The sequence below is a fragment of the Paraclostridium dentum genome (genome assembly GCF_012922555.1).
GTDB lineage: Bacteria > Bacillota > Clostridia > Peptostreptococcales > Peptostreptococcaceae > Paraclostridium > Paraclostridium dentum.
Genome location: NZ_WIPK01000015.1, coordinates 21,732 through 46,035 on the forward strand (window position 1 = coordinate 21,732; position 24,304 = coordinate 46,035).

The following is a 24,304-nucleotide window of genomic DNA, read 5'->3' on the forward strand; positions in this document are numbered from 1 at the left end:
GGCCCATTCACTAAATCACTTCTTGCCAAGATTCCACCACCCTCAGCTCTCTATATTGAACCTAAATTTAGCTACTATCCCTTTTCTTAGGATTTATATTAAAGTTATTTAAAATAATATTCTATACAACTTTATTTGTCAATTTATTTTTTAATAACTACTCATATATAAATTAATATGATTTATTTATATGAGTAATATATTAAAAAGTTTACTAATTTATTTTAAGACTTAGATTATTTTACTCCAACTTGATCCCATGCAGCTTTAACATCATTAGCTACTTGATCGCCATAAAGGTCTTTTGCTGATTGAATTAAAGAACTTTTAGCATCTTTAAATTGTGATTGTCTTGTTAAGTATTGAGTAAGAGCTCTATAATATATTTTCTCTGATTTTTCTTTACCTATTTTAGTTATAGTGTTATATGCTGCTTTATTAGGTATACCACTATTTATATGAACTCCACCTCTATCATAATATATACTATAATTTTTATAGTCTTTCATATTTGCTGGTTGTCCATGTTTTGTAGGATCTTGTAAATCTCTTATAGCTTCACCTGGTGTTTTATATAAATCTTCTCCCATTTGCCAGTCATCACTATCTACAAAATAACCAAATACATCTGAGAAAGATTCATTTAATGCTCCTGGTTGGTATTGGTAAACTAAGTCCGCTGATGATGATGTAACCCCATGTGTTATCTCATGTGCAACAACGTCATTCGCTGCTGTAAAAGCATTTTCTGTTGTTTTATTTCCATCACCATAACTCATCTCTACGCCATTCCAGTAAGCATTACTCATACTACTTCCATCCTCTTCAGGAACATGAACATAAGAATTTATATCTGCACCATTTCCATCATAACTCTCTCTATTATGAGTATCTTTGTAGTAGTTATAAACTTGATTTGTAAAATAGTGAGCATCTACAGCTGCTTTATCTTGATCGAAGAAATTTTTTATATTTGTAATAATATTTCCAACTGTTGTATCACCTTTAAAAGCTTCGAAACTTTTAGTTATTATTTGACCTTTATGAGTAGTATCCACTAATTGATATTTACCATTATCTTCAGTTATATTTAAGTTTTTAACTTGTCCATCTGATCCAATTCCAGTACCTGTTGCTTGAGTTGCTTCTTCTAAAACATTTTGTTTTTCAACTATACTACCATTTTCTGCATCTACTTTAATTAACCAATGAGCAGGCTCTGGAACAGAATATGATAAATCTAAAGCATATACAGCTCTATTAGTTTTTTCATCAACAACAATTTTAGCATCTTGGATTGTATCTTCACCTGATAAGTTTTTAACTTCATCACGTGATTTTTCTATTGATTTAAAAGCTAACTCAATAGCTTTATCTTTATCTATTTTAGTTTCATTTTTAACTTCCAATTTACCTTGATCTAAATCCCCATTTACAAAAACAACTTTTCCATCTTTATCTGTGTGTATCTTAACCTCAGCTTTTTCTGCAAAATAACCATCAGCTTTAGGTTTTAGAGTATAGTGAGTAAATCCTAAGTCGTCTTTTTCTTTTTTAACTAATTCATATTGATCTGCATTTTCTTTTACTTTGTAATCTTCAGATACATTTTTTAATACATCTTTTAAATCTTTATCTGCTGTAACATTGTAAGCTTGAGGCAATTCTTCCTTAGTTTGACTATCTGCAAAACTTACTGTAGGTGCTAAAAACCCGCATGATAACCCTGCAATTGTTAAAATAGCTAAATTTCTTTTAAACATTAAAACCCATCTCCCTTGTTAAATTTTTAATTAATACTTTTGAAAATTTTAACCCTAACTTAAATAACATTAAATTAATGCATAAAAAATATCAGTTAAGCCTTCAGACTGTCAATTTTGAAGTTTTTGTTTTTGTAAAAATTTAAGAGGAATGTTTTTAGAATACAGTTTATAAAAAAATAATATAAATATTGTCTATATTTATTATATAAACAACAAATTAATACTTAAAAAATTATCTATTTTTATTGGTAAAAAATTGAAAATAAAAGATTTGTTTCTTTTTGAAAATGATTTTGTATACAAAATTTTGGTTCTTACTTTAACATAATTATGTTCTTTCTTTCAATATAGATATTATATACGTATAGTTAGATTGTCAACTATTTCCAGAAAAAAAGTATTTAGATTACTAACTTTTGATATAGATAGTTAACCTGAAAATGGCTTATACACTTAAGTACAAGCCATTAAAATCAATTGTTAAATTTTCCAAAATTCCCTATTAAAATTTAATTTTTCATCTTCACCCTTCATAAATTTATTATAAACTCGACCCTAAGGGTGGAGTCAATTTTCATTTTAAAATTACCAATTTATTGGTTGATTTAATTACTATTGTTCAAATTATATATATACTATTAAAAATTTAAAAAGTAGAAGAGTTATTATTATTTGATAACTAGCCTTCTACTTTAAATACTTAAAATTTTTATATTAAATTAAACTCTTTTAAAACTATTTCTTTTTCTTCTCCAAACATTTCTTTCGTCCTTATAAGCGGATATCCTACTTCAAGTATAAGATCAAAATTATTATCAATATTTTTTTTATGAGTAATTAACGCATAGCTATGACTTTCAATCACTTCTTTCACTAGTTTAACAGCACCCCAATGACTATTTTCTAATCGATGTTGGAATCCACATATAAAATCATCTACTGTATATACAAGTGCATAAACTGAAGGAGATGTGTGGAACATATCAGCTAATCTATTCTCATTTGAATCGTATAAATATCCATTTTGACTTAATATACATTGTAGTTCTTCATAATATTTAACCTTACTTAATTCTTCTATATAATTACTAGAAAACATATTATCACTATCGATCCTAATATGATAAATATATTTATATACATCTATTAATTTTTCTATATAACTATCTCCATCATCTGTAAAAATTATATTTTCAGGAAGTTTTGGATATTTAGATAATGCATCAAATATTAAATTTTCACTTTCCTTTGCATATCTCACCACACATTTAAAGTCTTGATTAGTTTGATTCATCAAACTTTTTCCCGTATATTTCATAAATATTTCTATTCGATAATCAATCCATTCTTTTGTTTTTGATTGTTTTTTCACATCAATAAATCTATCATCAAATTCTGGCCAAAACGGATTTGTATCTGTATTAAAGGGTATGTCTACAATCATAGCAGTTTCCATATTCATACTTATTCACTCCTCAACAAAAACATATTTCGCATAATATAAACATTTATTAGTATAGTATGAACTATACTAATAAATGTTTATATATATTATTTTGTTTAATAAAATATCTATAGTTTATTTATGTTATTAAGCTTTTTAACAATAATTATACAAATTTTATTAAATTAAAAAAGTTTAAATTCATTTTAATATTTACAAATATTTTTCATATAAAAATAGCTCTAATCCTTTAAATTCGGATTAAAGCTATTTTTTCTTCATATCTTTATTATCTAAAATAATTACAGTTTCTTTATCTTCATTTGCTATACTCTTTGTATCATTTACAAGTTGTATAACATCTTTATATGATTTTTTTACTCCCTTTATAAGTAAAGGAACTCCTATAAAATCAATTTTTAGCCATCTGGAGAATAACCCTCCAAGTGTCATTGGTAATGGAACTGTTGGTGAAGTGTTAGAAAATATTATTTTTTCGTTTAATAAATTTTGTTTATGTAGCATAGATGCTAAATTATATAATCCAGGAATTAAAATCTTAGAACGCCCTCTTCCCATAGCATAAACTTCATTTCCATCTTTATCACTTCCATAGTGAAAAAGTTCTCCACGATTTCCATATACCAACTTATTAAAGTTAGGTAAATTCAATATTTCCTCCTTAGTTGGTTCTCGATTCTCATCTAACATCTCTAAGTGATACGCAACTGCAATTATAGAGGAATGAGTTCCTCCGTAACAATTATATATGTATATCATTAAAATCACCTATTTTCTTATTTTCTACTCTATTTCAATAAAAGTAGTATGTGGATTAAATGTTAATTTTATACAGTATATAAATAATTTTTTTAATGTTCTTAAACACCTTTACTAATACTCATCCATATACAACTTCTTTTTTTAAAACTCTAACATAATCTCCCAATAACTTTAACTTGAAATTTGAAGGTGCTATAAAATTATTTTACTGGAAACTATTTTTTAATAAATATTAAAAGACCGTATCTATTATTTTGATACGGCCTTTTTTATCTATCTTATAAAGTTTGTAAATACCTTATCTTCTTTTTCATTTTCTTTAATTTGAGATTTTCCGGCTTCAAATACCTTCATCATCCAAGACATATTCTTACCAAGTACTCTCATTATTTGCATACCTTCTTCATCTTGAGTTACTTCTCCAGGCTCAGTTCCATAAGCTACATTCCAATAATTAGATGTAGGCATTATCATTTCTGAGTAATTAATGTAATTATTTAATTGATCAAATACAGGTATTCCTCCTGATCTTCTCACTGCTACTACACTTGCTCCTATTTTATGTCTAAACATTCCTCCATTTGAAGAGGCTACAAAAAATGCACGATCTAAAAATGATTTCATAGTACCAGCTATTGCCGAATAATAAACTGGTGAGCCTAGAATTATTCCATCAGCTTCTTTCATTTTTTGAATCCATTCATTTACCCCATCAGTTTCTATAACACATCTTTCATTTTGATTTCTTGAACATCCACCACAAGCTAGACATCCACGTACTAATTTATTTCCTACGTGAATAATTTCTACTTCTATTCCTTCCTTTTCTAGTTCTGCTGCAACAGTTTCTATAGAATTATAAGTATTTCCCTTTTTATTAGGACTTCCGTTAAATGCAACTACTTTCATATATTTACCTCCAGTCAATAAGTATTTCTATATAATTATTATATTTAAATCCTACATACCTTTATTATTAATAATATCTTATACTATCAGATAACTTTAGAAGTCCACTTCATCAGGATGAAGCCCTGAACTTCCACAATCAGTTAACCTATCAATTTTCTCAACATCTTGTGCTTTAATTTCAAAGTCAAATATATCAAGATTATTTTTAATCCTCTCTGGTGTAACAGACTTTGGTAATGGTATGATACCTTTTTGAATAATCCAACGTAAACTAATCTGAGCCACAGATTTTTTATACTGATCTGCAATTTCCTTTAACACTGGATTATTAAAAATCTGGCCATTTGAAAATGGAGCCCATGCCTCAACTAAAATATTATTTCCCTCACAAAACTTTACAGTTTCTTCCTGCAACATTCCAGGATGGATCTCTATTTGGTTTACCATTGGTTTAATCTTAGCAGTTTTTAGCAATGGATCTAGGTGATGCCCAAGGAAATTACTAACTCCAATTGCTTTAACTTTACCCTGTTTATAAAGCTTTTCTAAAGCTCTCCAACTCTCACTGTTTGCCTCCTGCCAGTTATTTTTTGATGCCTTTGCAATAGGCCAGTGAATAAGATATAAATCTAAATAGTCAAGTTGTAAATCCTCTAATGTTCTATTAAATGCTGCTAAAGTATTTTCATATCCTTTGTCATCATTCCATAGTTTACTTGTTATAAATAATTCTTCTCGTGCTACACCAGATTTACGTATAGCTTCCCCAACACTTTTTTCATTTCCATAAGCAGCAGCGCAGTCAATATGTCTATATCCTGATTTAATTGCATCTATCACAGATTTCTCTGTTTCTTCTCCACTAGGTGTACGAAATGTACCAAATCCTATATTTGGAATCTTATAATTATTGTTTAATAAATAAAATTTTTCGTTCATGTTATTATTTTCCTTTCAGGTTTATTTTTTATAAATTTAATCCAATTATGTTATCCTTTTACAAGAACAAATACTTTCTCTTTTCTTATATAAAGTGTATATGCCATTAACATGGAATATTTTTCACTTGTTTCTTTGCTACAATGCAAGTATAGACCCTACACTTAACTCTAAGTCAATAGCATATATAAAAAAATTTTATATTTATAAATTCATAGCATTTTATATAACTCTACAATAAATGAAATTTTAAACTTAATAATTTGCATAATCATCCTTGACTTAGATTTAAGTGTAAGTTATATAATATATAAAAACTACTTGAGGTGATAAGTATGAACTATTCTATAGCACAAGCTGCTAAAAAAATGAATTTAACAACATATACATTAAGATATTATGATCGTGAAGGATTGCTCTCTAATGTTAAAAGAGATAAATCAGGTAAGCGTATTTTTACTAAAGACGATATGGAAATGCTTTCTCTTATATGCTGTCTTAAAAATACGGGAATGCCCATTAAGGAAATAAAACAATTTATAGATTGGCAAAATGAAGGTAATAATACCCTTCATGACCGTAACAATATGTTAGGAAACCATAAAGAAGATATTTTAAACCAAATAGAAAATTTAAAAAGATATCTTCGTCTAATTGACCGAAAGCTTGATTATTACCATGATGCTTGCGAGGCATATGATACAAACTCCCCAATTCCAACTTGTTGCGAATATACAGATAATGATTCACAATTTTAAGCTTAAATATATAAATTTTCAATTTTATATTACAAGTTTAAATCAAATACAATTAAATCTTAAAGCAGAAAAAAGGAAGGGTATTCGTCTTATTCGTACGACCCTTCCTTTACTAAATATATTATTACATCTTCCTAGTTATTTGAAAACAAAACAAACTGGATGAAGTATTTTTACTTAATCTAACTTTATGATAATTATCCTATATATTTAAAATTCGTTTTTCCCGATGTTTTTATTTACTTAAATTTTTTAATCTTATATATAAATTTTTTCACCATTTATATAGTTCCAATTACCACTATGATTTTGACTTTTTGCACCTAACTCAAAGTGTAACATAGATATTCCTAAATCAATATCTTCATATCCATACTTATTTGATACTTTATAAGCCTTTACTTCATTATCTAAAAAAGAATAGCCTACTGGCTGCTTATTTAATGCAGAAGGTGCTTTTATTATAAACTCAATGCCTTCCTTTATCCAACTTGGTAATAAGTCAGTGTCTTTTTCTAGTAATACTTGATCAAATGATTTTTTACTTTTATTCATTTTAGAAATTAATTTTTCTCTTATACTCTTATCTTCTAAAACTTCACCCACTGCTATCACACAAATTAGCTCTTCATCTTGATTTATATCTATATATTTTTTACATTCATTTTTATCGTAAGTTCCACCTATCCAACAAGTTCCTAAATTCATATAAGTTGATTCTAGTACTAACATTTCTCCATAATATCCAACTTTAGTTTTATAATTATCTATATTTTTATTTCCTACTAAAGCTATACATGAATTTAATCCTTTTATTAATCCATATGATGCTGAAAATCCTTTGAATAACTTTGAACAATCTTCTATAAATTGAAAATTCAATCCAGTTTCTTCATTTATTTTATAAATTAATTCTTTTAATTTATTTATATCTTTTATTTCTAATTGCTTATTTATATATGCTCTTCTTGAGGTTCTATAGTTTACAGCATCTATCCAATTTTTATTAAATTCCATTTTTGACCACCTCTGTATAAGTAATATAATAATACTTATTTACATTTATCTATTTAATATATTTTTCTATACAATCTAATTTTTTTACTAACCCATCAAACTCATGAAGATATTTTATATAGTCCTCTTCTGCTAAATTAAGATTTTCTGCTATTCTTCTTGGAATATCTTTTGCCTTGACTTCAATTTCTAATCCTTTTTTAGTAACAACTATATAAATTTTTCTATCATCATTTTCATCTTTAACTTTTTCTAAATATCCGTTGCTTTCCAACTTATTTAAAATAGGAGTCAATGTACCAGTCTTCATTTTTAACTTAGAACTTATTTCTTTAAAAGGTAATTTTTTATGTTCCCACAGAACCATCATAGTTAGATACTGTGGATATGTTAAATCTATCTCTTTTAATAAAGGTCCATATATTCTAACTATACTCTTAGATACTGAGTATATTTTAAAACAAAGTTGATTTTCTAATTTTAAATTTTCGTGCATGGTACATCCTCCTAAAAAACTATACTATTTTTTATTTTTATAACTTCATCACTCTCTTTTCTTTTAGTGAAGTTATACTTTGTGAACTGTAAATTGATAAATATACAGTCTAATTTTATAAATTATGATACTCTATATATTTTGCCTCAACTGGCACTCCTGTATCCACTAGTATAACTTCTTTTCCAGTATGTATCAAATAATTTTATAGTACTGATTCATAATGTTTTTATAAATTTTCAGTACATTATTTTCAACTTTTGTTATTAAATTTATATAGAAACAAGTAAGCTAGATGAAGTATTTTTTAATCCATCTAGCTTTATTATTTTTATAAAATATATTATTTTACCCAATCAACTACTTGATCCATTGATTGTCTTAGTTTTTCTTCTGGATTATTAACTCTATATCCAAATGCAGCACATAATACAATATTGAACTTGTCTGTGTCTAATAATCCTCTATCCACTAGTATTTTTTCTACTTTATTGTGATCTATACCACCAATAGCGCAAGAGTCTATTCCTTGCATAGCTGCTACACTCATCATATTAGCTAATGCAATATGAACTTGTTCTGAAGAATAATTTTCTAAATCTTTATCATCTCTAAATCTAATTTCCTCTATAGATTTCATTATACCTTTATACTTATTAGCAATATCTTCTGGTAAATGTTTAACGTCTTTTAATAAATAATCTATATAGTTTGAATCAAATCTTAATTCTTTGGTAGTTCTCCCTAAATATACTACTAAGTGGCTACATGTTGGCATTTGTGTTTTTCCACCCCAACAAACTTCCCCTAATTCATTTTTTAATTCTTGGTTTTCTATAACTAAGAATTTCCAAGGTTCGATTCCCATAGAACTTGGAGAAAGTCTTCCTGCTTCAAGTATTACTTCAAATTCATCTTGAGTTATTTTCTTATTAGAATCAAATTCTTTGCATGCGTGTCTAAAATTTAAAACATCTAGTACCTCTTTTTTATTCATTTTAATACCTCCTGTTTTTACCTTATATAGTTTTATATCCTCTATATGATTCTTGATTATATTTATATATACCTCTCTAAAGTTCCATAACTTTATTTTCTTTTAATGATATTAGAGCTTCAGGTGTATGAGTTGATAAATATACAGTCTTGTTTTCTTTTACAAATTCTCTAACATTATTTAAAGTTTGTTTTGCTAACTCTTTATCTTCAAACACTACTGATAATGCATTTTGTCTAAGTGCTTCATCTGTATAAGTTACATCACCATGGAACATATAGTGTAATCCTCCAAACTCTGCTACTACTATAGAATTCCCTTTTGTATGTCCATACGCAGGTAGCATGAATATGTTGTCAGTAATTTTTTGACTTTCTTTAAAGTTTTTGTACTCTCCATCTTCAAAGTTAACTCTTACTATATTGTTACCCTTTAAGTCCATTGCTTGAGCTTCTATTTCTGATATATATATTTTAGAATCATCAAATAATCTAAGTTCTCCTGTATGGTCTTGATGTTTATGTGTAACTATAACTTTATCTATATCTTTTGGTTCATATCCTGCTTTTTTTAATGCATCTACAAAATTATTAACTTTTTCACCAGTGTATATCATTTGTTCAGGTTTTGGTTCTACATCTTTTGTCTCAACTGGTACTCCTGTATCCACTAATATAACTTCTTTTCCAGTATCTATTAAATAATTTTGTAAACTTGATTCGTAATTTTTATTTGGATCTATTTTTTCTTTTTCAACTGATCCTCCAAATGCAAGTGCTTCTTTCATAAATCCATTTTTATAAAATTCTAATGCTATTATTTTCATTTTTAAATTCCTCCATTCTTTTTATCGTATGCGATTAATCTTATACGATTATTATATTCGCATTTTTTTAATATGTCAATTATAATTTTCACAAAAAAATAAAACCGCATCACTTACTTGTGATACGGCTTATATTAATATTTAAATTCTATAAGTTTATTTTTTAATTGATTTTCAATACTTATTAATTCTGCTTCTGCTTCTCTACGTTTTTGACGTCCTTCTGTTTGTATATTAAGTATTTCATCAAGAGTTGAAATTAACGACTCATTTGTAGCTCTAAGCGTTTCAATATCAACAATTCCTCTTTCAGATTCTTTTGCAGTCTCTATAGTTGAAGTTTTTAATATTTCTGCATTTTTTCGTAAAAGTTCATTTGTCATATCTGTTACTTCTCTTTGGACTCTTGCAGCATTAGCAGCATGAGCAACCCCAAGCGCTAAAACCATTTGATTTTTCCAAAGTGGAATAGTATTTATAATTGTAGATTGTATTTTTTCAGACATTAATGAATCATTATTTTGAATTAAACGAATTTGAGGAGCCATTTGTAAAGAAATCATTTTAGTTAATTCCAAATCATGAATTTTCTTTTCAAATCTATTACAAAGAGCAACAAAATCATTTAATTCCTGAGCATCCTGAGGATTACCACTAGTTCTTGCTTTTTCCTGTAGTTTAGGAAGTTCTTCTTTTTCTAATTTTTGAAGCTTCTTTTTACCCGCTAATATATACATATAAAGCTCTTTAAAATATGCTTTATTTATTTCATACATCTTGTCTAACATAGCAATATCTTTTAAAAGCTGTATTTGATGAGCCTCAAGAATATTGCACATTTTCCCTATATTGTTGTCTACACTCTCATATTTTATTTTCATGTAGGAAATCTTATCCTTACCTTTTTTAAAGAAACCTAAAATTCCTTTTTTCTCTTCAGATTCTTCAAATGTCTTTAATTCATGAACTACACTAGATAATATCTCTCCAATTTCACCTAAATCTTTTGTCTTTACATTATTTAATGCTGACTGTGAAAAATCAGAAATTTTCTTTTGAGCACCCGCTCCATATTGTAAAATAGAATTTGAGTTATTTATCTGTATTTTATCTACAAATTGATCAACCATTTTTTGTTCTTCTTCTGTAAGTTGCATTTCATCAACTATTTTCTCTTCTATTTTTTCTTCTTTTACTTTTAAATCAATAATTTCCTCTTGAAATGGTTCAAAAGTTAATTCTGGCTTTATATCAATAGATTGTTCTTTAAATTCATCACTCATTCTTAATACCTCCCTTTTATTTAAAACTTACTTTTTAAAATCCTCTTCTACCAATCCTTCTTGTTTAAATAATGTTTTAAGAACAGAAATATCTGTAGAAACATCTAAAACAACATCTTCAAATAAATCATCTAGTAAGTTTTCAAAAGCACTATTAATAAGATCAATACTTTTTTCAATTTCATTTTTAGCATTTTCTATATTCTCACCTTGAACTACTTGATTATTTATATCTTTGTATGAATTAATTAATTTTATAGTAATAGGAAGGTAATGATTTATAAATTTATTAACTTCTTGTATCTTATTAGGATTCTTTTCAACCTGACTAAGGATTTGGGTTGCAATATTTCCTAACTTATCTAATTTAATAGCTATTTCTTCTTTACAAAGATCATTTCTTATATTTCTTATTTGCTCAATATAACTTCTTCCTATTTTAATTGTAGCTTCTATTTTTTCTTTCTCTAAATCATAGATTTCTTCATTTAATTTTTCATCGTTACTTTCTTTAGCTATTTGCTGATTTTTTAAATTTAAATAGTCGTTATAAACTTCATCATTTATCATGAAGTAAATTTTTTCTTCATCTATGTGTCCTTCTAAAAACATACCTTTATCTATCATTTTGCTTAATTCTTTAACGACAAAGCTATCTTTCTCTTTTGCAAATCTTGCTAAATCACTAATTAAAAAATAACTATTGTTGCCAATAAATCTTACATACTTCTTAAAACGCTTTACTCTTTTTCTTAATGTTATTCCCCTTAATAACAGCCCTAAACTTATTACAGAAAATAAAAGCGCAACTCCAAACATAATATTGCTGCCTGTAATAACAACACCACTAAATAGTATCTTAAATATTAAAAAGGTTGCCACTGATGAACCATAAACTAAGCTTCCACTTACTCCTAAAAATATGTAAATTATTCCGGATATACTTCCAGCTGGTTTTTTACTAATATATGTTGATATATCATTTTTAGGTTTTTTATTTAAATTCATGTACTTTTCACTATATCCATTAAATTTTGATTTAAATTGATTTAATGTATCCTCAGTTTTATCTGTAATATCCTTTTTAACATTAGCAAAATCTATTGCTTTAAGTGTATTGCTAACTGTAGACATAATTTGATCTTCTAAATCAGAAAAATCTTTTTTACTCATTATCTTGCCTCCAGGTTATTTTAATTGTAATTAACATAAATATATATATACTATTATGTTAATATTTTAAGTTTATTATATCTTATAATTTAGCTAATTGTAACCGCTAAGTTATAAGGAAAATAATACATATACTAAATATATTCTTATTTATAAAGATAGCCTTAGGCAATTTTTATAAATGCCTAAGGCTAAAACTACACTTATTTATTATAGTGAATTTCAAACAGTACATCATTGATCACTTTATTATTTTATCATTTGTTCTTACCTTATTTTTTTCCGTAAATAACCATAGCATTCCCTAATACCTTTTTATGTAATAATATCGGTGGCAACTTAATTATATTTTCAAGCTTTTCAACTTTAATTTCTGAAATTCCAAGTGAACTAATTCTATTAAAGAACTCATCATTTTTCCCAAATATTTTTTCATCAAGGAGTAAATCTAGAAATACAAACTCTCCATCTCTTTTAAGAACCCTTAAAGCTTCTTTCAATACTTTGATTTTGTCAGCCTCGTCTTTTACTTCATGAAAAGTTAAACAACTTACTACTATATCAAATTCATTTTCACTAAATGGTAAGTCAGATGCACTTGCTTGTATAAACTTAATTCTATCTGCTACACCTTCATATTTAGCATTAGTTTCACATATTTGTTTTGAATATTCCCAGTCATCTCCCCAATAATCAATTCCTACAAGAGATGCTTTGGTAAATGATTTAGCTAACTTAGTTATAAGTGAAGCACTACCAACACCTATATCTAATATTTTTACATTTTCTTTATAACTAATCTTATTTATAATCAAATAATGTATTTTTGATTGTAAATTTCCACCTCTATCTGAAAATTGATAATAAGAATATGATATTATAAATAAAATATATAAAAATGGTAAAAGTAAAACACTAGCACTAATACGTAAATATAAATTAATTGGTAAAAATGATATCAATATTAACAATATAGAAATTGCTAAAAAAGTCATTATTTTATTTATTCTTATCCATGTTTTATAAATTGGTTTCTTATTCATAACTAACCTTCCTGAGTATAAATTTAGTACTCATAAAAAGTAACCTTAATCAGCTAAATTAAGGTTACTTTTTTATTTTTTTATTTTAAAACCTAACGACTCTACTTGTGATACGGTTCATTATTATTTATTCTATATGCTCTATAAACTTGTTCTAATAATATTAACTTCATCATTTGATGAGGAAATGTCATCTTAGAAAAAGATAACTTATAATCCGCTCTTTTTAAAACATCATCTGCTAGACCTAATGATCCACCTATGATAAAAGTAATATGGCTATTACCTCTAACAGCTAATTTACTCATAGTTTCTGCTAATTCTTCAGATGATAAATTCTTTCCATCTATAGCTAAAGCTATAACATAACTATTACTCTTTACCTTTGATAAAATCTTTTGGCCTTCTTTATTTTTTACAATTTCCATGTCCTTTTCACTTAAACTTTCTGGACACTTTTCATCATCTAGCTCTATCATATCAAGTTTACAATACTTAGATAATCTCTTTTTAAACTCATCTATTCCTAGTTTTAAATACTTCTCTTTAAGCTTTCCAACGCTTATTATAGTTATATTCATAAATGTCTCCTGTTTCTATAGTCTATATATATCTGATGCATCTTCTCTTAAAAGAACATCTAACTTAAGATCTTGTCCAACTATCATGTTGTTTTGTAATAAAATCCCCTTAGTTGTTTCATACGCTAATTCTGGAAAATTATTTTCTTTACTTAAATGTGCAAGTAGTATAGATTCTGTTCCTTGGTTAATTAGTTCCACGCAAAACTTAGCTGCTTCTTCATTTGATAAATGTCCTGTTTCAGACATAACCCTCTTTTTTAAAGCATATGGGTAAGAACCCATCATAAGCATGTTTGGATCATAATTAGATTCCAATACTACTAATTTAGATTTATATAAATGTTTCTTTAAATTTTCTGTTATACACCCTATATCTGTTGCAATAGATATTTTTTCTTGTTTATCATTATAAAAATTATATCCCACAGAATCTGCAGAGTCATGAGATGTTGAAAATGGTCTTATTATTAAATCATCTAATGAATAAGTTTTATCATTTTCAAAAACTTTCATATTTTTATCTTTTATATCCCCTATTTTATCCTTCATTGCACACCATGTTTTTACATTAGCAAATATAGGTATATCAAATTTCCTTGATAATATTCCAGCCCCTTTTATATGGTCTGAATGTTCATGTGTTATAAATATTCCCTTTAATTCATTTGCATCTATATCTAAATCTTTTAAATTAGTTGTTATTCTCTTTCCGCTAAGGCCTGCATCAACTAAAACCTTAGTGTTCTTACATCCAATATAATGACAATTTCCACTACTTCCACTTCCTATAGAACTGTATTCTATCATGTGGCACCTCTTTCTTTTACAATCATAAATTATATTATACCAAAAAAATAGAGCCTTAAAATATTTTTTAAGGCTCTACCTAAATTTTACTTACATTTCTTTATTATATTATCTATATCTACTCCATTTTTTCTCCATAACTCCATAAATTGGGATCCATTTGCATTTTTAAACTTATATGTTTCATAGTATTCTTTTAATACTTTAAAAAATACTTTATCTCCTACTTCTTCTCTTATATTATGGAATACTACTGCACCTTTAGTATATACGTTTAAACTATAATCCATTGAATTTTTATATTTGCTTGAAGGTTTAAACATATCTTGACTAGAGTAAGATTTTGATTGTTTTTCCATAGTGCTCATTAATCTTGTAGCTGTTTCTTTGCCATATTTTTTTTCAAAATAAAGTACTGTAGAATATTCAGTTAAAGCTTCATCTAACCAAGGTTCATTAACTTCATCATTTCCAACTACACTATACCACCATTGATGTGCTGTTTCATGAGCTATTACATATTCTAATAAAAATTTATTTTTAGAATTATATAGGCTTTTATCTATCATAGATAAAGTCGGATATTCCATACCCCCTATGTAAAAATCACTTGCTATAACAGAATATGTATCATATGGATATTTACCAAACATATCGCTAAATATGTCTATAGAATCTTTTGCTATAGTTGTAGATAAATCAGAGAATTTTTTATCTAAATTATAAGTTAATATTTCTGTATCTTTTGTATAATCTTTTTTAACATTAAATTTATCACTTAAAACGAAAGCAAAATCTCTTACTTTATTTGCTTCTATATTGTACATGGATTTTTTATCACTTGATTTTGATTCTATCACCTTTCCAGTAGTCCCAAATTTATATTTAGATGGAGCTAAAAGAGTAACTTTATAATTACTTACATCACTATAGAATGGATCACCTATACTTTCATAGCTTTTTGTGTTCCATCCTCTATCATCATACACACAAGCTATAGGGAACCAATTTGTAACGTTTATAGTATCATTTCCATATCCAAATCTACCAACTGAATTGGGGATCTTTACATTAAATTTCATATCTATAGATACAGATTCATTTTGCTTTAAAGGTTTGTCCAAGCGTACTTCTAATATGTCTTCTTTATTACCATCAATATTAAATTTAACTTTTTCTCCACCGATTAATATATTTTGAATATCTATGTAACCTTCATTAAATCCATTTGGGTATGCTTGTTTCATTTGAGATTTTTCAAATGGAGCAAATTCTTCTTTTGAAAATGCATTTGGGTATATATGAAAGTAAATACTCTTTAATTCATTTTTAGTATTATTAACGTATTGTACATTTTGATTGCACATCAAACGCTTACTTTCATCATCTAATATTACATCCATCTTATAAGAGCTCATATTCTCTGTTTTTATATTTGAAACAGGCTTATCAGCTTCTTTATTAAAGTAAAATAGCCCTCCTAGAAAAATAATACCTATGATCATAAAAGATATAATTTTTCTATTTTTCCTTCTAAAATCAATAATCAATTTTAAATCCCCCTTTGTAGTTAAATGAATATTTTTTTTAATTCTCTACATCATAATTTGTAATAGATTTTATGTTATAATCAATCTGAGGTGATAAAATGTTCTTTAAAGAAGTCAACGAAATAGATTTAGGACAAACTACTATTGATAACATATTTATAGATATATTTATGCCAATGGCTAATGGATTATACGTACAAGTTTATCTTTTAGGCTATAGATATGCATGTGATGAGACTTCTAACCCTAAGTTTAATAATAATTCTATTGCAAAAAATTTAAATGTACCATTATCTGATGTATTGGCAGCTTGGGATTTTTGGGAAGACAAGAATTTAATAAAAAAACATAAAAATGATGGGCTAGATGATTTTAGTTTTTCAATAGAGTTTTTAGATTTGAAAAAAATATATATTGATAATATACTAAACGCAAATAATTCAGTTAAATCTGATGTTAATACTATCGTTACTATAAATGATAATCCTGAAATTAGAAAAATGTTTAATTCTATAAATCAAATTATAGGTAGACATCTTCAATCTAATGAAAAGATTACAATTATGGATATGATAGATAAATATAATATGAGCACAGAAATGATAGTATGCGCTTATGAACACGTTAAAGAACAAACTGGAGTTGCTAAACCTGTTAGTTATGTAGAAGGTATAATTAGAAACTGGTATGATGCTAGTCTTTATACTGTTGAAGATGTTAAAAATAGCTTTGCTCAAAGAAGTAAGCGATTTATGATGTATAAAACAGTATTTAATGAACTCGGATTTTCTAGACAAGCTACAAAAGCTGAAAAGGAAATTATGGATGTATGGTTTGATAAATATAAATTTGATATAGAACTTATTTTAGAAGCATGTTCTAAGTCAAAAAATATTTCTAATCCTTCTATAGCTTATATTAACGGAATTGTTAAGAGTTGGAATGATAAAAATATTAAAACGTTAGAAGACTTAAAAGCGTCAGAAGAAGAATTTAAAAAACAGTCAGAAACTAAAAAAGTTAATTCAAAATCTTCTAATACTGCTCCTAAACAAGTTAAAACTAGATTCCATAATATAAATCAGACTTTTACTAAATATAGTCCTGATGAATTAGAAAAAATACTTCAAGAAAGCCAAAAAGGTAAATTTAGATAAATAATTTTAGGTAGGTGATTAATATATGAAAGAATCAACATTGAGAGATATTCTTACTTCTTATGAGCGAAAAAGAGATCAATCTGAACGTGATTTACAAGAAAGAAAAAAGAAAGTGTACTCTAGAATACCTGAAATTAAACAAATAGATGAGGAAATAGGTAAGATAGGATTAAAACTTGCTAAATTAATTCTTTTAAATCCTAAAGATAAAGAGTCTATATTAAATGAAACTAAAGATCAAATGAACGAATTAAAGAAAAAGAAAGAAAGACTCTTATCAGATAATCGTGTACCTAATGGGTATTTAGAAGTTAAGCATGATTGTTCTATGTGTAAAGATACAGGATTTTTAGGAAATGGACACAAGTGTAATTGCCTTAAGCAAAGAATAATAAATGAGGCTTATCATATGTCTAATTTATCTAGAGTTCTTCATCATCAAAACTTCTCTACTTTTGATGAGTCTATATTCTCTACTCAAAGAGAAGATTCTTCTGGAGTATCTCCTCAAGAAAATATATTAGAGATATTATCTATATGTGAAGGTTTTGTTATGAACTTCGATAAAGATAATGATGAAAATATGCTTTTCTATGGAGACACAGGTTTAGGGAAAAGTTTTATGTGTAACTGTGTTGCAAAAGAACTTTTAGATAAGGGTTACTTAGTTATATATCAGACTGCTTTTAAAATGTTTGAAATCATAGAAGAATATAAGTTTAAAAATTCAGATGATCATATAACAAAAGATAATTATAATAATTTATTTGATTGTGATCTTTTAATAATTGATGATTTAGGAACAGAGCTTACTAACTCTTTTACTAATAGTGAATTATTTAATATTTTAAATACTCGTCTACTATCAGGAAAGAAAACTATAATTTCAACTAACTTATCACCTATGCAATTAGGGGATATATACGCACAAAGAATATTCTCTAGAATATTTGATAGATTTAGAATGGTTAAGTTTATAGGTAATGATTTAAGATGGGAACAAAAAATGACTAAGTAGAAAATCTCCGTATTTTCTAACTTAGTCATTTTTTTAATTACTAGACAATCTTCTTATCCATATATAATTTTCCATCTTTAATTTCAATACAAATATCTGCCATATTAGCAATTTCATTATTATGAGTTATCATAACTAATGTTTGTCCAAAATCTTTCACACAACTTCCTAATAAAGCCATAACTTCTTCTGTTGTTTTACTATCTAAATTTCCTGTTGGTTCATCTGCAAATATTATTTTAGGTTTATTAGCCAAAGCTCTTGCAATAGCTACCCTCTGTTGTTGACCTCCACTTAACTCATTAGGAAATTTATTAATTTTATCTTTAAGACCTAACTTATCAATTATACTGTCTATGTATTTTTTATCTACTTTTTTATCGTCTATAGATATTGGAAGTATTATATTCTGATATACATTTATAACTGGGATTAAGTTAAAACTTTGAAATATAAATCCAAATTCTTCGCTTCTTAATTTAGATAATTTATTTTCATTTAAAGTTGAAATATCTTTACCTTTTAACATTACTTTGCCTGATGATACAGTATCTAGTCCTGCAATACAATTTAAAAGTGTACTTTTACCGCTTCCACTCGGACCTATTATAGCTGTAAATTTGCCTTTTTCTATAGATAAAGTTATATCTTTTAATGCTTGTACTTTATTGTCACCTTTACCATATATCTTATTTAAATTTGTTATCTCTAATATATTTGTCACAAAATCCCCACCTTTATTCATTTGTACTTAACCCCTCTACTATACTCATTTTTTCTATCTTCTTTTTACATAGAAATACTGCTATTAAACACATAATTATAGATACTATTAAAAATTCTACACTTTCAAATATAGGGAATGTAAAGTTCATAGCTTTTTCACTGCCCGATAGTTCTTTACTTATTTCATTTGAAAGTTTTGTAAATTTATAAATACTCTGAGTAGCAATTATACTTGCCAATATAGATGCAAAAACTGCATACATTATATTTTCTTTTACAATCATATTTTTAAGTTTTTTAGGACTCATTCCTATAGCTCTTAATGTTGAAAGTTCATTCATTCTAGTCATTATGTTAGCTTTTATTATGCATAATACATTTATAGATGATATTAATAATATTAAACCTACGATTACTAATGTTTCTTTTGTAGTTCTTTCACTTTGCTTTATGTAGTAATTTTTATAATTGTATTTACTTTCAAATTTTGAAAATGAATTATTTTTTATAACTTTTTCTATTTCACCTTGAGCTTTTTTATCAGTTCCTTTTTCAATTTGAATATTTAGTTTATTATAATTTTCTCGTCCACTTATATTTTTAAAATCATCTTCATTTAATACAATTTTTAACCCAGTTGATAATCCACCTTCTCTTAAAACATAGTCTCCGTTTAAAATTCCAGCAACCTCTATCTTTTCATTTTTATACTCTACTTTATTGTTTTTTGTAACAGGAATTTTTATATTTATTAAATCGCCTACTTTCATATCATTTAATAACTTTGTATTAGGTGATGCATTAGAGTAAAAATAATTCGTTACTAAAGCTTTTGGATACTTACCTTTACTTTTATCATTTATATTTTTCCCTTTTTCAATATATTGGTCTATGTTTTTTAAACTCTCATTGTTATTTCCTTCAATATCTACATATTCTTCTAAGTTTTTATTTTCATCAACTATCCCATTTACACTTTTATACTCTTTGGTTAAATCTTTAGAGTTAGTTATAAAAATTCCATTTAACTCAATAATTGGCTTTACACTTTTTACCTCTTTTATTTTTGATATTTTTTCTATTTCATCTTTACTAAATTTTGTGAAATTAAAATCTGAATTATTAGGATTGTGAGATAATTTTATATTACTATTTCCCATCATCATAAGAGGCATAGTAGTATTATCTAAGCTTTTATCTTCATTTTTTGACATTGCAATCGTATCTATAAAAAGTACTCCTCCCAAACTTATGGATATAATACAAAGTATTGTTCTTATTTTATTTCTCCAAAAGTTTTTGTAAGCCATTTCTCCTGAAAATCCAAAAACCTTTCTTATTAATTTATAATAAAATCTATTTTTCTGTTTTTTATTAAATTTATCACTGCTTCTAATAGCCTCTACAGGAGAAATTTCCCCACTTTTATATATTGGTACTAAACTTGATATAAATACAGCTATAGTAGCCATTAACATAGGCTCATATATACTAGCTTTACTTATGTAAAGATTTACAAACCTCCCATAAATAATGTAAAATCCAGCATATGAAGCTAACGTTCCTATCAAGAATCCAAATATAAGACCTAATGCTAATACGCTAATACTTTCTATCGCAATCATAAATCTTACTTTCTTTTTAGATAAACCAATTGCTCTTAATATACCTATTTGTTTTGTCATATCTATAAGAACTATACTAAATATATTACATATAACTAAAGTTGCCGCTAACATTGGATATAACTTTCGCTTCATTGTGTATGTTGTTCCCTTTGACATTGAATAATCATCTAAAACTTGTGTTAGTGATGCATTTACCATGAAATTTGAATCATTTAATCCATATTTATTTATAATTTCATAAGCTTTTCCAATATCTGGTCTAGATGAGTTTAAATATAAAGTTCCACCATGAGTTACTAAATTGTTTGGTAAAATAGATTCATTGCTATTATCTTTAGTAAAAGCCTTTACTCCATAGTACTCATTTTCACTTGCATAACTACTTGAGTCTTCATAGTAAGCATCTGGCTTTTTTACTACCCCAACAAGTTTGAACTTTTTATCTTTACTAAATATTTGATTTTCATTATTTTTATCAACATAATACTTTACAATTTTAAAATCAATTTCTTGATTTAAATCATCACTTAGGCCCATTTCTTTTAATGCTTTTTGCTCTATAACTATTTCATTTGAATTTTTAGGAGTACTTCCTTTCGATAATTGATATCCATATGAATCTATAAATTTATCGCTATATGAATTTAATTGAATTGATGTTCCGTTTTTTCCTACAATTTTACCTAACCCCAAAATGTCATTAATTTCAGTTACTTCCTTATCTTTTTTTAACTTATTAACTATATCATCGCTTAAGTTACTATATTCAACATGATAGTCACTATAATTTTTATATGCTTCTTTTATTTCTAGTTTACTTTGTGTTTCTGGTATTACATTTAATGAGAATACTAGTATTACAGCTAACGCTATACTTGTTATTAATGCGATAGTCCTTCCTTTTTGCTCTTTCATATAAGCAATTGCTAACTTAAAACTAATCTTCAAAATATACCCTCCCTTTTGTAATTCATATTTATGCCCCTAAAATCAAAAAAATAAGGTGTTATCTTTTACGTTTAAAAGATAACACCTTTGATTTTCACCTTCAATATTTATAGTACAACTGGTACCTTTGTAGCCCCAACTGTCATGTTTTCATCTATAGGTATATAAATTTGTAATAAAAATTTATTTTTAAAATCCTCTATTTCTAAATCTCCATTATATTTTTTAATTGAAGATTTAACACTTTTTAATCCTATCCCATGAATAAATTTATCTTTCTTGCTAGTTATAATTTTACTATTTTTTATTTCTAATTTATTTGTTTTAGAATTTTCACAGCGTATAACATAGTATGATTTAACAAGTGTTCCCCTTATTTTTATATATTTTTTATCCATATAAGTTTTATTGCACGCTTCTATTGCATTATCTAATATATTTGAAAATATGCTACATACATCTGTCATTTCTATAAAATTACATTTAGAAAAATTAACATCACAAGTTAAATCTATATTATTTTCATTACAAATATTTTGTTTTTCGTTTAATATAATATCTAATATCATATTTCCAGTATTATGTATTTCTTTGAACTCGTTTAATTCCTTACTCATTTCATCTATATATTTATTTACATCTTCTTTATCAGAGCTTAAATTTTTTATACAAAATATATGATTATTTATATCATGATAAAGCTTTTTTACCTTATTTTGAGATTCTTGAAGACTTAAATAATACTTGTACTGCATATCTATTTTTTCTTTTAATAGACGTTCTTCACTTTTTTCTTTAATATCTTTAATAGTTTTAAAAACTATCATCAAAAGTAAAAAGCTACTTGTAAAAGACAGTTTAGGAGTTACATTTATATTAAATACATTAAGATGATCATAAGAATAGTTCATTCTAAACATATATGTCCATGTAGGCAGGCTGTTCATAATAGCTACTGTAAAATTACTTATTACACATCCTATTATAATTATTACACTTACTTTTTCTTTCTCTATATATTTAAATCTTTTAATTATATTAATGTAACTTATATTAATACATATAGTGATTGAACTTCCTATAATAGATATTACACTATAGTTATATTCCGATGTAGTTGAAGCATACTGAGAATGTCCTGTTACAAAAAAGAAAACTATATAATATACCCATTGCCAAATCACATATTGTACTGTATTATAAGTTAAATAATATAACAATACTTTATAATTACTTATTTTATAATTTAACTTTATAAGTAAAATAAAAGATATCCATTTTAAATTATTTATAAAACCATAATATTGTGTTTCTCTACTGAATAAAATTATAGAGTCTAAAAATCCAATTAACAAAAATACTATATCCAAATATCTCTTTTCATATCTTCTTTCTTCTAAACAATTTAATATTTTTATAAAAATAAAATATTCAACAAACGTAGATATCCCTATAGTTAGCCTTGACATTAATTCACTTATTAACATAATTTTTCTCCTAAAGAACTTAAAAATTTATGCTTGAAATCTTTAAATCTATGCCTACTAACTAAAATCTCTTCTTTATTATCTAATATAGCTACATATTGTTTTATATTTTCTACATAATTTATATTTACTAAAAAACTTTTATGACATCTATAAAATTTATGATTTTTTAATTCCTTTTCAATTTTATCCATGGTCATTTTAGTTTCATAAATTTTATTTTCTGTGTGTATAGTCATATCTTTTCTTTGAATTTCAATATAAGTTATATCTTCTATATTTATTTTGTAAGTTTCATTTTTATTTTCAACTAACACAAATTTATCTCTTTTATTTATAACTTCATCTATACAACTCAAAATATGTTTCTTAAAATCATCATATTTTATAGGTTTTAGTAAATATCTATAAGCCCTTACTTCGTATCCTTCTTGTATGTATTCAATAAGTGATGTTGTAAAAATTATTTCTGGTTTATTTTTATCTATTTCTCTTATCTTTCTAGCTACATCCATTCCAGTTATCTCGTCCATCTGAATGTCTAGTATAAATATATCCGCACCTTGATTATAATTCTTAAGTAATTCTTCCCCAGTTGAATATATGTTTAAATTGTAATCAATATTTTTTTCACATAATATATTTTTTAAATTTCTTTCTATATTTTTTTGATGTTCTATTTGATCTTCGCATAAAATTATTTCTATCATAATATCCCCTGTATATATTTTTTATATGTTTATATAACTATTATACATAATTTGTAAATACTTCTTAAGTTATAATACATTTTTATACTAAAAACTCGGTTTTCTCTGAATTCATTATGTATATATAGCTTTTTTGAACACAAAAAAACTCTTAGATAAAATCCAAGAGTTTACTGGTGGGATTAACAGGGCTCGAACCTGTGACCCCCTGCTTGTAAGGCAGGTGCTCTCCCAGCTGAGCTATAATCC

The 24,304-nt window shown here is 26.1% G+C and carries 22 protein-coding genes and 1 other annotated feature (1 of these 23 running past the window's edge); of the genes, 3 read left to right on the forward strand and 19 right to left on the reverse strand.

The features are described 5' to 3' along the window. Window positions 1-97, reverse strand: a binding site (T-box leader); it reaches 159 nt to the left of the window's first position. Between the two features lie 139 nt (window positions 98-236). From GFJ41_RS15620 to GFJ41_RS15640, 5 genes are all read right to left on the reverse strand, one after another. Continuing rightward, window positions 237-1,763, reverse strand: coding sequence for a M4 family metallopeptidase (locus GFJ41_RS15620; RefSeq protein WP_035118233.1), 1,527 nt, complete (start codon window positions 1,761-1,763; stop codon window positions 237-239). Between the two features lie 712 nt (window positions 1,764-2,475). After that, entirely contained in the window at window positions 2,476-3,228 is a 753-nt protein-coding gene (locus GFJ41_RS15625; RefSeq protein ID WP_035118234.1) for a hypothetical protein, read from the reverse strand. 249 nt (window positions 3,229-3,477) lie between these two features. Further along, a complete protein-coding gene (locus GFJ41_RS15630; protein WP_170075814.1) occupies window positions 3,478-3,990 on the reverse strand; it encodes a DUF3189 family protein in 513 nt (170 codons plus the stop codon). Between the two features lie 276 nt (window positions 3,991-4,266). Continuing rightward, window positions 4,267-4,902 carry a flavodoxin family protein gene (locus tag GFJ41_RS15635; RefSeq protein WP_170075815.1) on the reverse strand — a complete coding sequence of 212 codons (636 nt, stop codon included), beginning with the start codon at window positions 4,900-4,902 and terminating at the stop codon, window positions 4,267-4,269. Window positions 4,903-4,998: 96 nt separating this feature from the next. Next, entirely contained in the window at window positions 4,999-5,844 is an 846-nt protein-coding gene (locus GFJ41_RS15640; protein WP_170075816.1) for an aldo/keto reductase, read from the reverse strand. 335 nt (window positions 5,845-6,179) lie between these two features. Between GFJ41_RS15640 and GFJ41_RS15645 the strand changes: the two genes are divergently transcribed. After that, entirely contained in the window at window positions 6,180-6,602 is a 423-nt protein-coding gene (locus tag GFJ41_RS15645) for a MerR family transcriptional regulator (RefSeq protein ID WP_170075817.1), read from the forward strand. A gap of 258 nt (window positions 6,603-6,860) precedes the next feature. Here the strand turns inward: GFJ41_RS15645 and GFJ41_RS15650 are convergent, their stop codons facing one another. The 10 genes from GFJ41_RS15650 to GFJ41_RS15695 all read right to left on the reverse strand — a co-directional run bounded on the left by GFJ41_RS15650 (window position 6,861) and on the right by GFJ41_RS15695 (window position 16,378). Beyond that, window positions 6,861-7,619, reverse strand: a complete 759-nt coding sequence (locus GFJ41_RS15650; protein WP_170075818.1) for a nitroreductase family protein — start codon at window positions 7,617-7,619, stop codon at window positions 6,861-6,863. A gap of 49 nt (window positions 7,620-7,668) precedes the next feature. After that, window positions 7,669-8,115 (reverse strand): MarR family winged helix-turn-helix transcriptional regulator, encoded by a 447-nt coding sequence (locus GFJ41_RS15655; protein ID WP_035118245.1) that lies wholly within the window; start codon window positions 8,113-8,115, stop codon window positions 7,669-7,671. Window positions 8,116-8,458: 343 nt separating this feature from the next. After that, on the reverse strand, window positions 8,459-9,112 hold the full coding sequence (locus GFJ41_RS15660; RefSeq protein WP_170075819.1) for an NAD(P)H-dependent oxidoreductase: 654 nt from the start codon (window positions 9,110-9,112) through the stop codon (window positions 8,459-8,461). Between the two features lie 76 nt (window positions 9,113-9,188). Next, complete coding sequence (locus tag GFJ41_RS15665) at window positions 9,189-9,938, reverse strand: MBL fold metallo-hydrolase (protein WP_021428014.1); 750 nt, start codon at window positions 9,936-9,938, stop codon at window positions 9,189-9,191. Between the two features lie 134 nt (window positions 9,939-10,072). Further along, window positions 10,073-11,221: a toxic anion resistance protein gene (locus GFJ41_RS15670; RefSeq protein WP_170075820.1), complete on the reverse strand. Its 1,149-nt coding sequence runs from the start codon at window positions 11,219-11,221 to the stop codon at window positions 10,073-10,075. 27 nt (window positions 11,222-11,248) lie between these two features. Beyond that, window positions 11,249-12,394: a 5-bromo-4-chloroindolyl phosphate hydrolysis family protein gene (locus GFJ41_RS15675; protein WP_170075821.1), complete on the reverse strand. Its 1,146-nt coding sequence runs from the start codon at window positions 12,392-12,394 to the stop codon at window positions 11,249-11,251. Window positions 12,395-12,666: 272 nt separating this feature from the next. Then, on the reverse strand, window positions 12,667-13,437 hold the full coding sequence (locus tag GFJ41_RS15680; protein WP_170075822.1) for a class I SAM-dependent methyltransferase: 771 nt from the start codon (window positions 13,435-13,437) through the stop codon (window positions 12,667-12,669). Window positions 13,438-13,538: 101 nt separating this feature from the next. Next, window positions 13,539-14,018, reverse strand: a complete 480-nt coding sequence (rlmH, locus tag GFJ41_RS15685; protein WP_170075823.1) for a 23S rRNA (pseudouridine(1915)-N(3))-methyltransferase RlmH — start codon at window positions 14,016-14,018, stop codon at window positions 13,539-13,541. A gap of 15 nt (window positions 14,019-14,033) precedes the next feature. Then, a complete protein-coding gene (locus tag GFJ41_RS15690) occupies window positions 14,034-14,828 on the reverse strand; it encodes an MBL fold metallo-hydrolase (protein WP_021428016.1) in 795 nt (264 codons plus the stop codon). Window positions 14,829-14,914: 86 nt separating this feature from the next. Next, window positions 14,915-16,378 carry a M1 family metallopeptidase gene (locus GFJ41_RS15695; protein WP_226888296.1) on the reverse strand — a complete coding sequence of 488 codons (1,464 nt, stop codon included), beginning with the start codon at window positions 16,376-16,378 and terminating at the stop codon, window positions 14,915-14,917. Between the two features lie 98 nt (window positions 16,379-16,476). On the opposite strand from GFJ41_RS15695, the gene GFJ41_RS15700 reads away from it, so the two are divergent. Both GFJ41_RS15700 and GFJ41_RS15705 read left to right on the forward strand, forming a co-directional pair. After that, a complete protein-coding gene (locus GFJ41_RS15700; protein WP_170075824.1) occupies window positions 16,477-17,535 on the forward strand; it encodes a DnaD domain protein in 1,059 nt (352 codons plus the stop codon). Between the two features lie 25 nt (window positions 17,536-17,560). Next, window positions 17,561-18,556, forward strand: a complete 996-nt coding sequence (locus GFJ41_RS15705; RefSeq protein ID WP_170075825.1) for an ATP-binding protein — start codon at window positions 17,561-17,563, stop codon at window positions 18,554-18,556. A gap of 40 nt (window positions 18,557-18,596) precedes the next feature. Here GFJ41_RS15705 and GFJ41_RS15710 read toward each other — a convergent pair whose 3' ends face one another. The 4 genes from GFJ41_RS15710 to GFJ41_RS15725 all read right to left on the reverse strand — a co-directional run bounded on the left by GFJ41_RS15710 (window position 18,597) and on the right by GFJ41_RS15725 (window position 24,055). Then, a complete protein-coding gene (locus tag GFJ41_RS15710; RefSeq protein WP_170075826.1) occupies window positions 18,597-19,301 on the reverse strand; it encodes an ABC transporter ATP-binding protein in 705 nt (234 codons plus the stop codon). Beyond that, on the reverse strand, window positions 19,294-21,858 hold the full coding sequence (locus tag GFJ41_RS15715) for an ABC transporter permease (protein WP_170075827.1): 2,565 nt from the start codon (window positions 21,856-21,858) through the stop codon (window positions 19,294-19,296). The genes GFJ41_RS15710 and GFJ41_RS15715 overlap by 8 nt, the downstream gene beginning before the upstream one ends. A 107-nt stretch (window positions 21,859-21,965) precedes the next feature. Then, complete coding sequence (locus GFJ41_RS15720) at window positions 21,966-23,345, reverse strand: sensor histidine kinase (RefSeq protein ID WP_170075828.1); 1,380 nt, start codon at window positions 23,343-23,345, stop codon at window positions 21,966-21,968. Further along, a complete protein-coding gene (locus tag GFJ41_RS15725; RefSeq protein ID WP_170075829.1) occupies window positions 23,339-24,055 on the reverse strand; it encodes a LytR/AlgR family response regulator transcription factor in 717 nt (238 codons plus the stop codon). Before GFJ41_RS15725 ends, GFJ41_RS15720 begins: the two co-directional genes overlap by 7 nt. Between the last annotated feature and the right edge of the window lie 249 nt (window positions 24,056-24,304).

Excerpts from the sequence above, each read along its gene's own strand:
- GFJ41_RS15705 (WP_170075825.1), top strand. The coding sequence starts at position 17,561 with ATGAAAGAATCAACATTGAGAGATATTCTTACTTCTTATGAGCGAAAA.
- GFJ41_RS15665 (WP_021428014.1), bottom strand. The coding sequence starts at position 9,938 with ATGAAAATAATAGCATTAGAATTTTATAAAAATGGATTTATGAAAGAA.
- GFJ41_RS15630 (WP_170075814.1), bottom strand. The coding sequence starts at position 3,990 with ATGATATACATATATAATTGTTACGGAGGAACTCATTCCTCTATAATT.
- GFJ41_RS15700 (WP_170075824.1), top strand. The coding sequence starts at position 16,477 with ATGTTCTTTAAAGAAGTCAACGAAATAGATTTAGGACAAACTACTATT.
- GFJ41_RS15690 (WP_021428016.1), bottom strand. The coding sequence starts at position 14,828 with ATGATAGAATACAGTTCTATAGGAAGTGGAAGTAGTGGAAATTGTCAT.
- GFJ41_RS15680 (WP_170075822.1), bottom strand. The coding sequence starts at position 13,437 with ATGAATAAGAAACCAATTTATAAAACATGGATAAGAATAAATAAAATA.
- GFJ41_RS15660 (WP_170075819.1), bottom strand. The coding sequence starts at position 9,112 with ATGAATAAAAAAGAGGTACTAGATGTTTTAAATTTTAGACACGCATGC.
- GFJ41_RS15655 (WP_035118245.1), bottom strand. The coding sequence starts at position 8,115 with ATGCACGAAAATTTAAAATTAGAAAATCAACTTTGTTTTAAAATATAC.
- GFJ41_RS15640 (WP_170075816.1), bottom strand. The coding sequence starts at position 5,844 with ATGAACGAAAAATTTTATTTATTAAACAATAATTATAAGATTCCAAAT.
- GFJ41_RS15645 (WP_170075817.1), top strand. The coding sequence starts at position 6,180 with ATGAACTATTCTATAGCACAAGCTGCTAAAAAAATGAATTTAACAACA.
- GFJ41_RS15620 (WP_035118233.1), bottom strand. The coding sequence starts at position 1,763 with ATGTTTAAAAGAAATTTAGCTATTTTAACAATTGCAGGGTTATCATGC.
- GFJ41_RS15635 (WP_170075815.1), bottom strand. The coding sequence starts at position 4,902 with ATGAAAGTAGTTGCATTTAACGGAAGTCCTAATAAAAAGGGAAATACT.
- GFJ41_RS15710 (WP_170075826.1), bottom strand. The coding sequence starts at position 19,301 with ATGAATAAAGGTGGGGATTTTGTGACAAATATATTAGAGATAACAAAT.
- rlmH (WP_170075823.1), bottom strand. The coding sequence starts at position 14,018 with ATGAATATAACTATAATAAGCGTTGGAAAGCTTAAAGAGAAGTATTTA.
- GFJ41_RS15670 (WP_170075820.1), bottom strand. The coding sequence starts at position 11,221 with ATGAGTGATGAATTTAAAGAACAATCTATTGATATAAAGCCAGAATTA.
- GFJ41_RS15650 (WP_170075818.1), bottom strand. The coding sequence starts at position 7,619 with ATGGAATTTAATAAAAATTGGATAGATGCTGTAAACTATAGAACCTCA.
- GFJ41_RS15720 (WP_170075828.1), bottom strand. The coding sequence starts at position 23,345 with ATGTTAATAAGTGAATTAATGTCAAGGCTAACTATAGGGATATCTACG.
- GFJ41_RS15675 (WP_170075821.1), bottom strand. The coding sequence starts at position 12,394 with ATGAGTAAAAAAGATTTTTCTGATTTAGAAGATCAAATTATGTCTACA.
- GFJ41_RS15625 (WP_035118234.1), bottom strand. The coding sequence starts at position 3,228 with ATGAATATGGAAACTGCTATGATTGTAGACATACCCTTTAATACAGAT.
- GFJ41_RS15725 (WP_170075829.1), bottom strand. The coding sequence starts at position 24,055 with ATGATAGAAATAATTTTATGCGAAGATCAAATAGAACATCAAAAAAAT.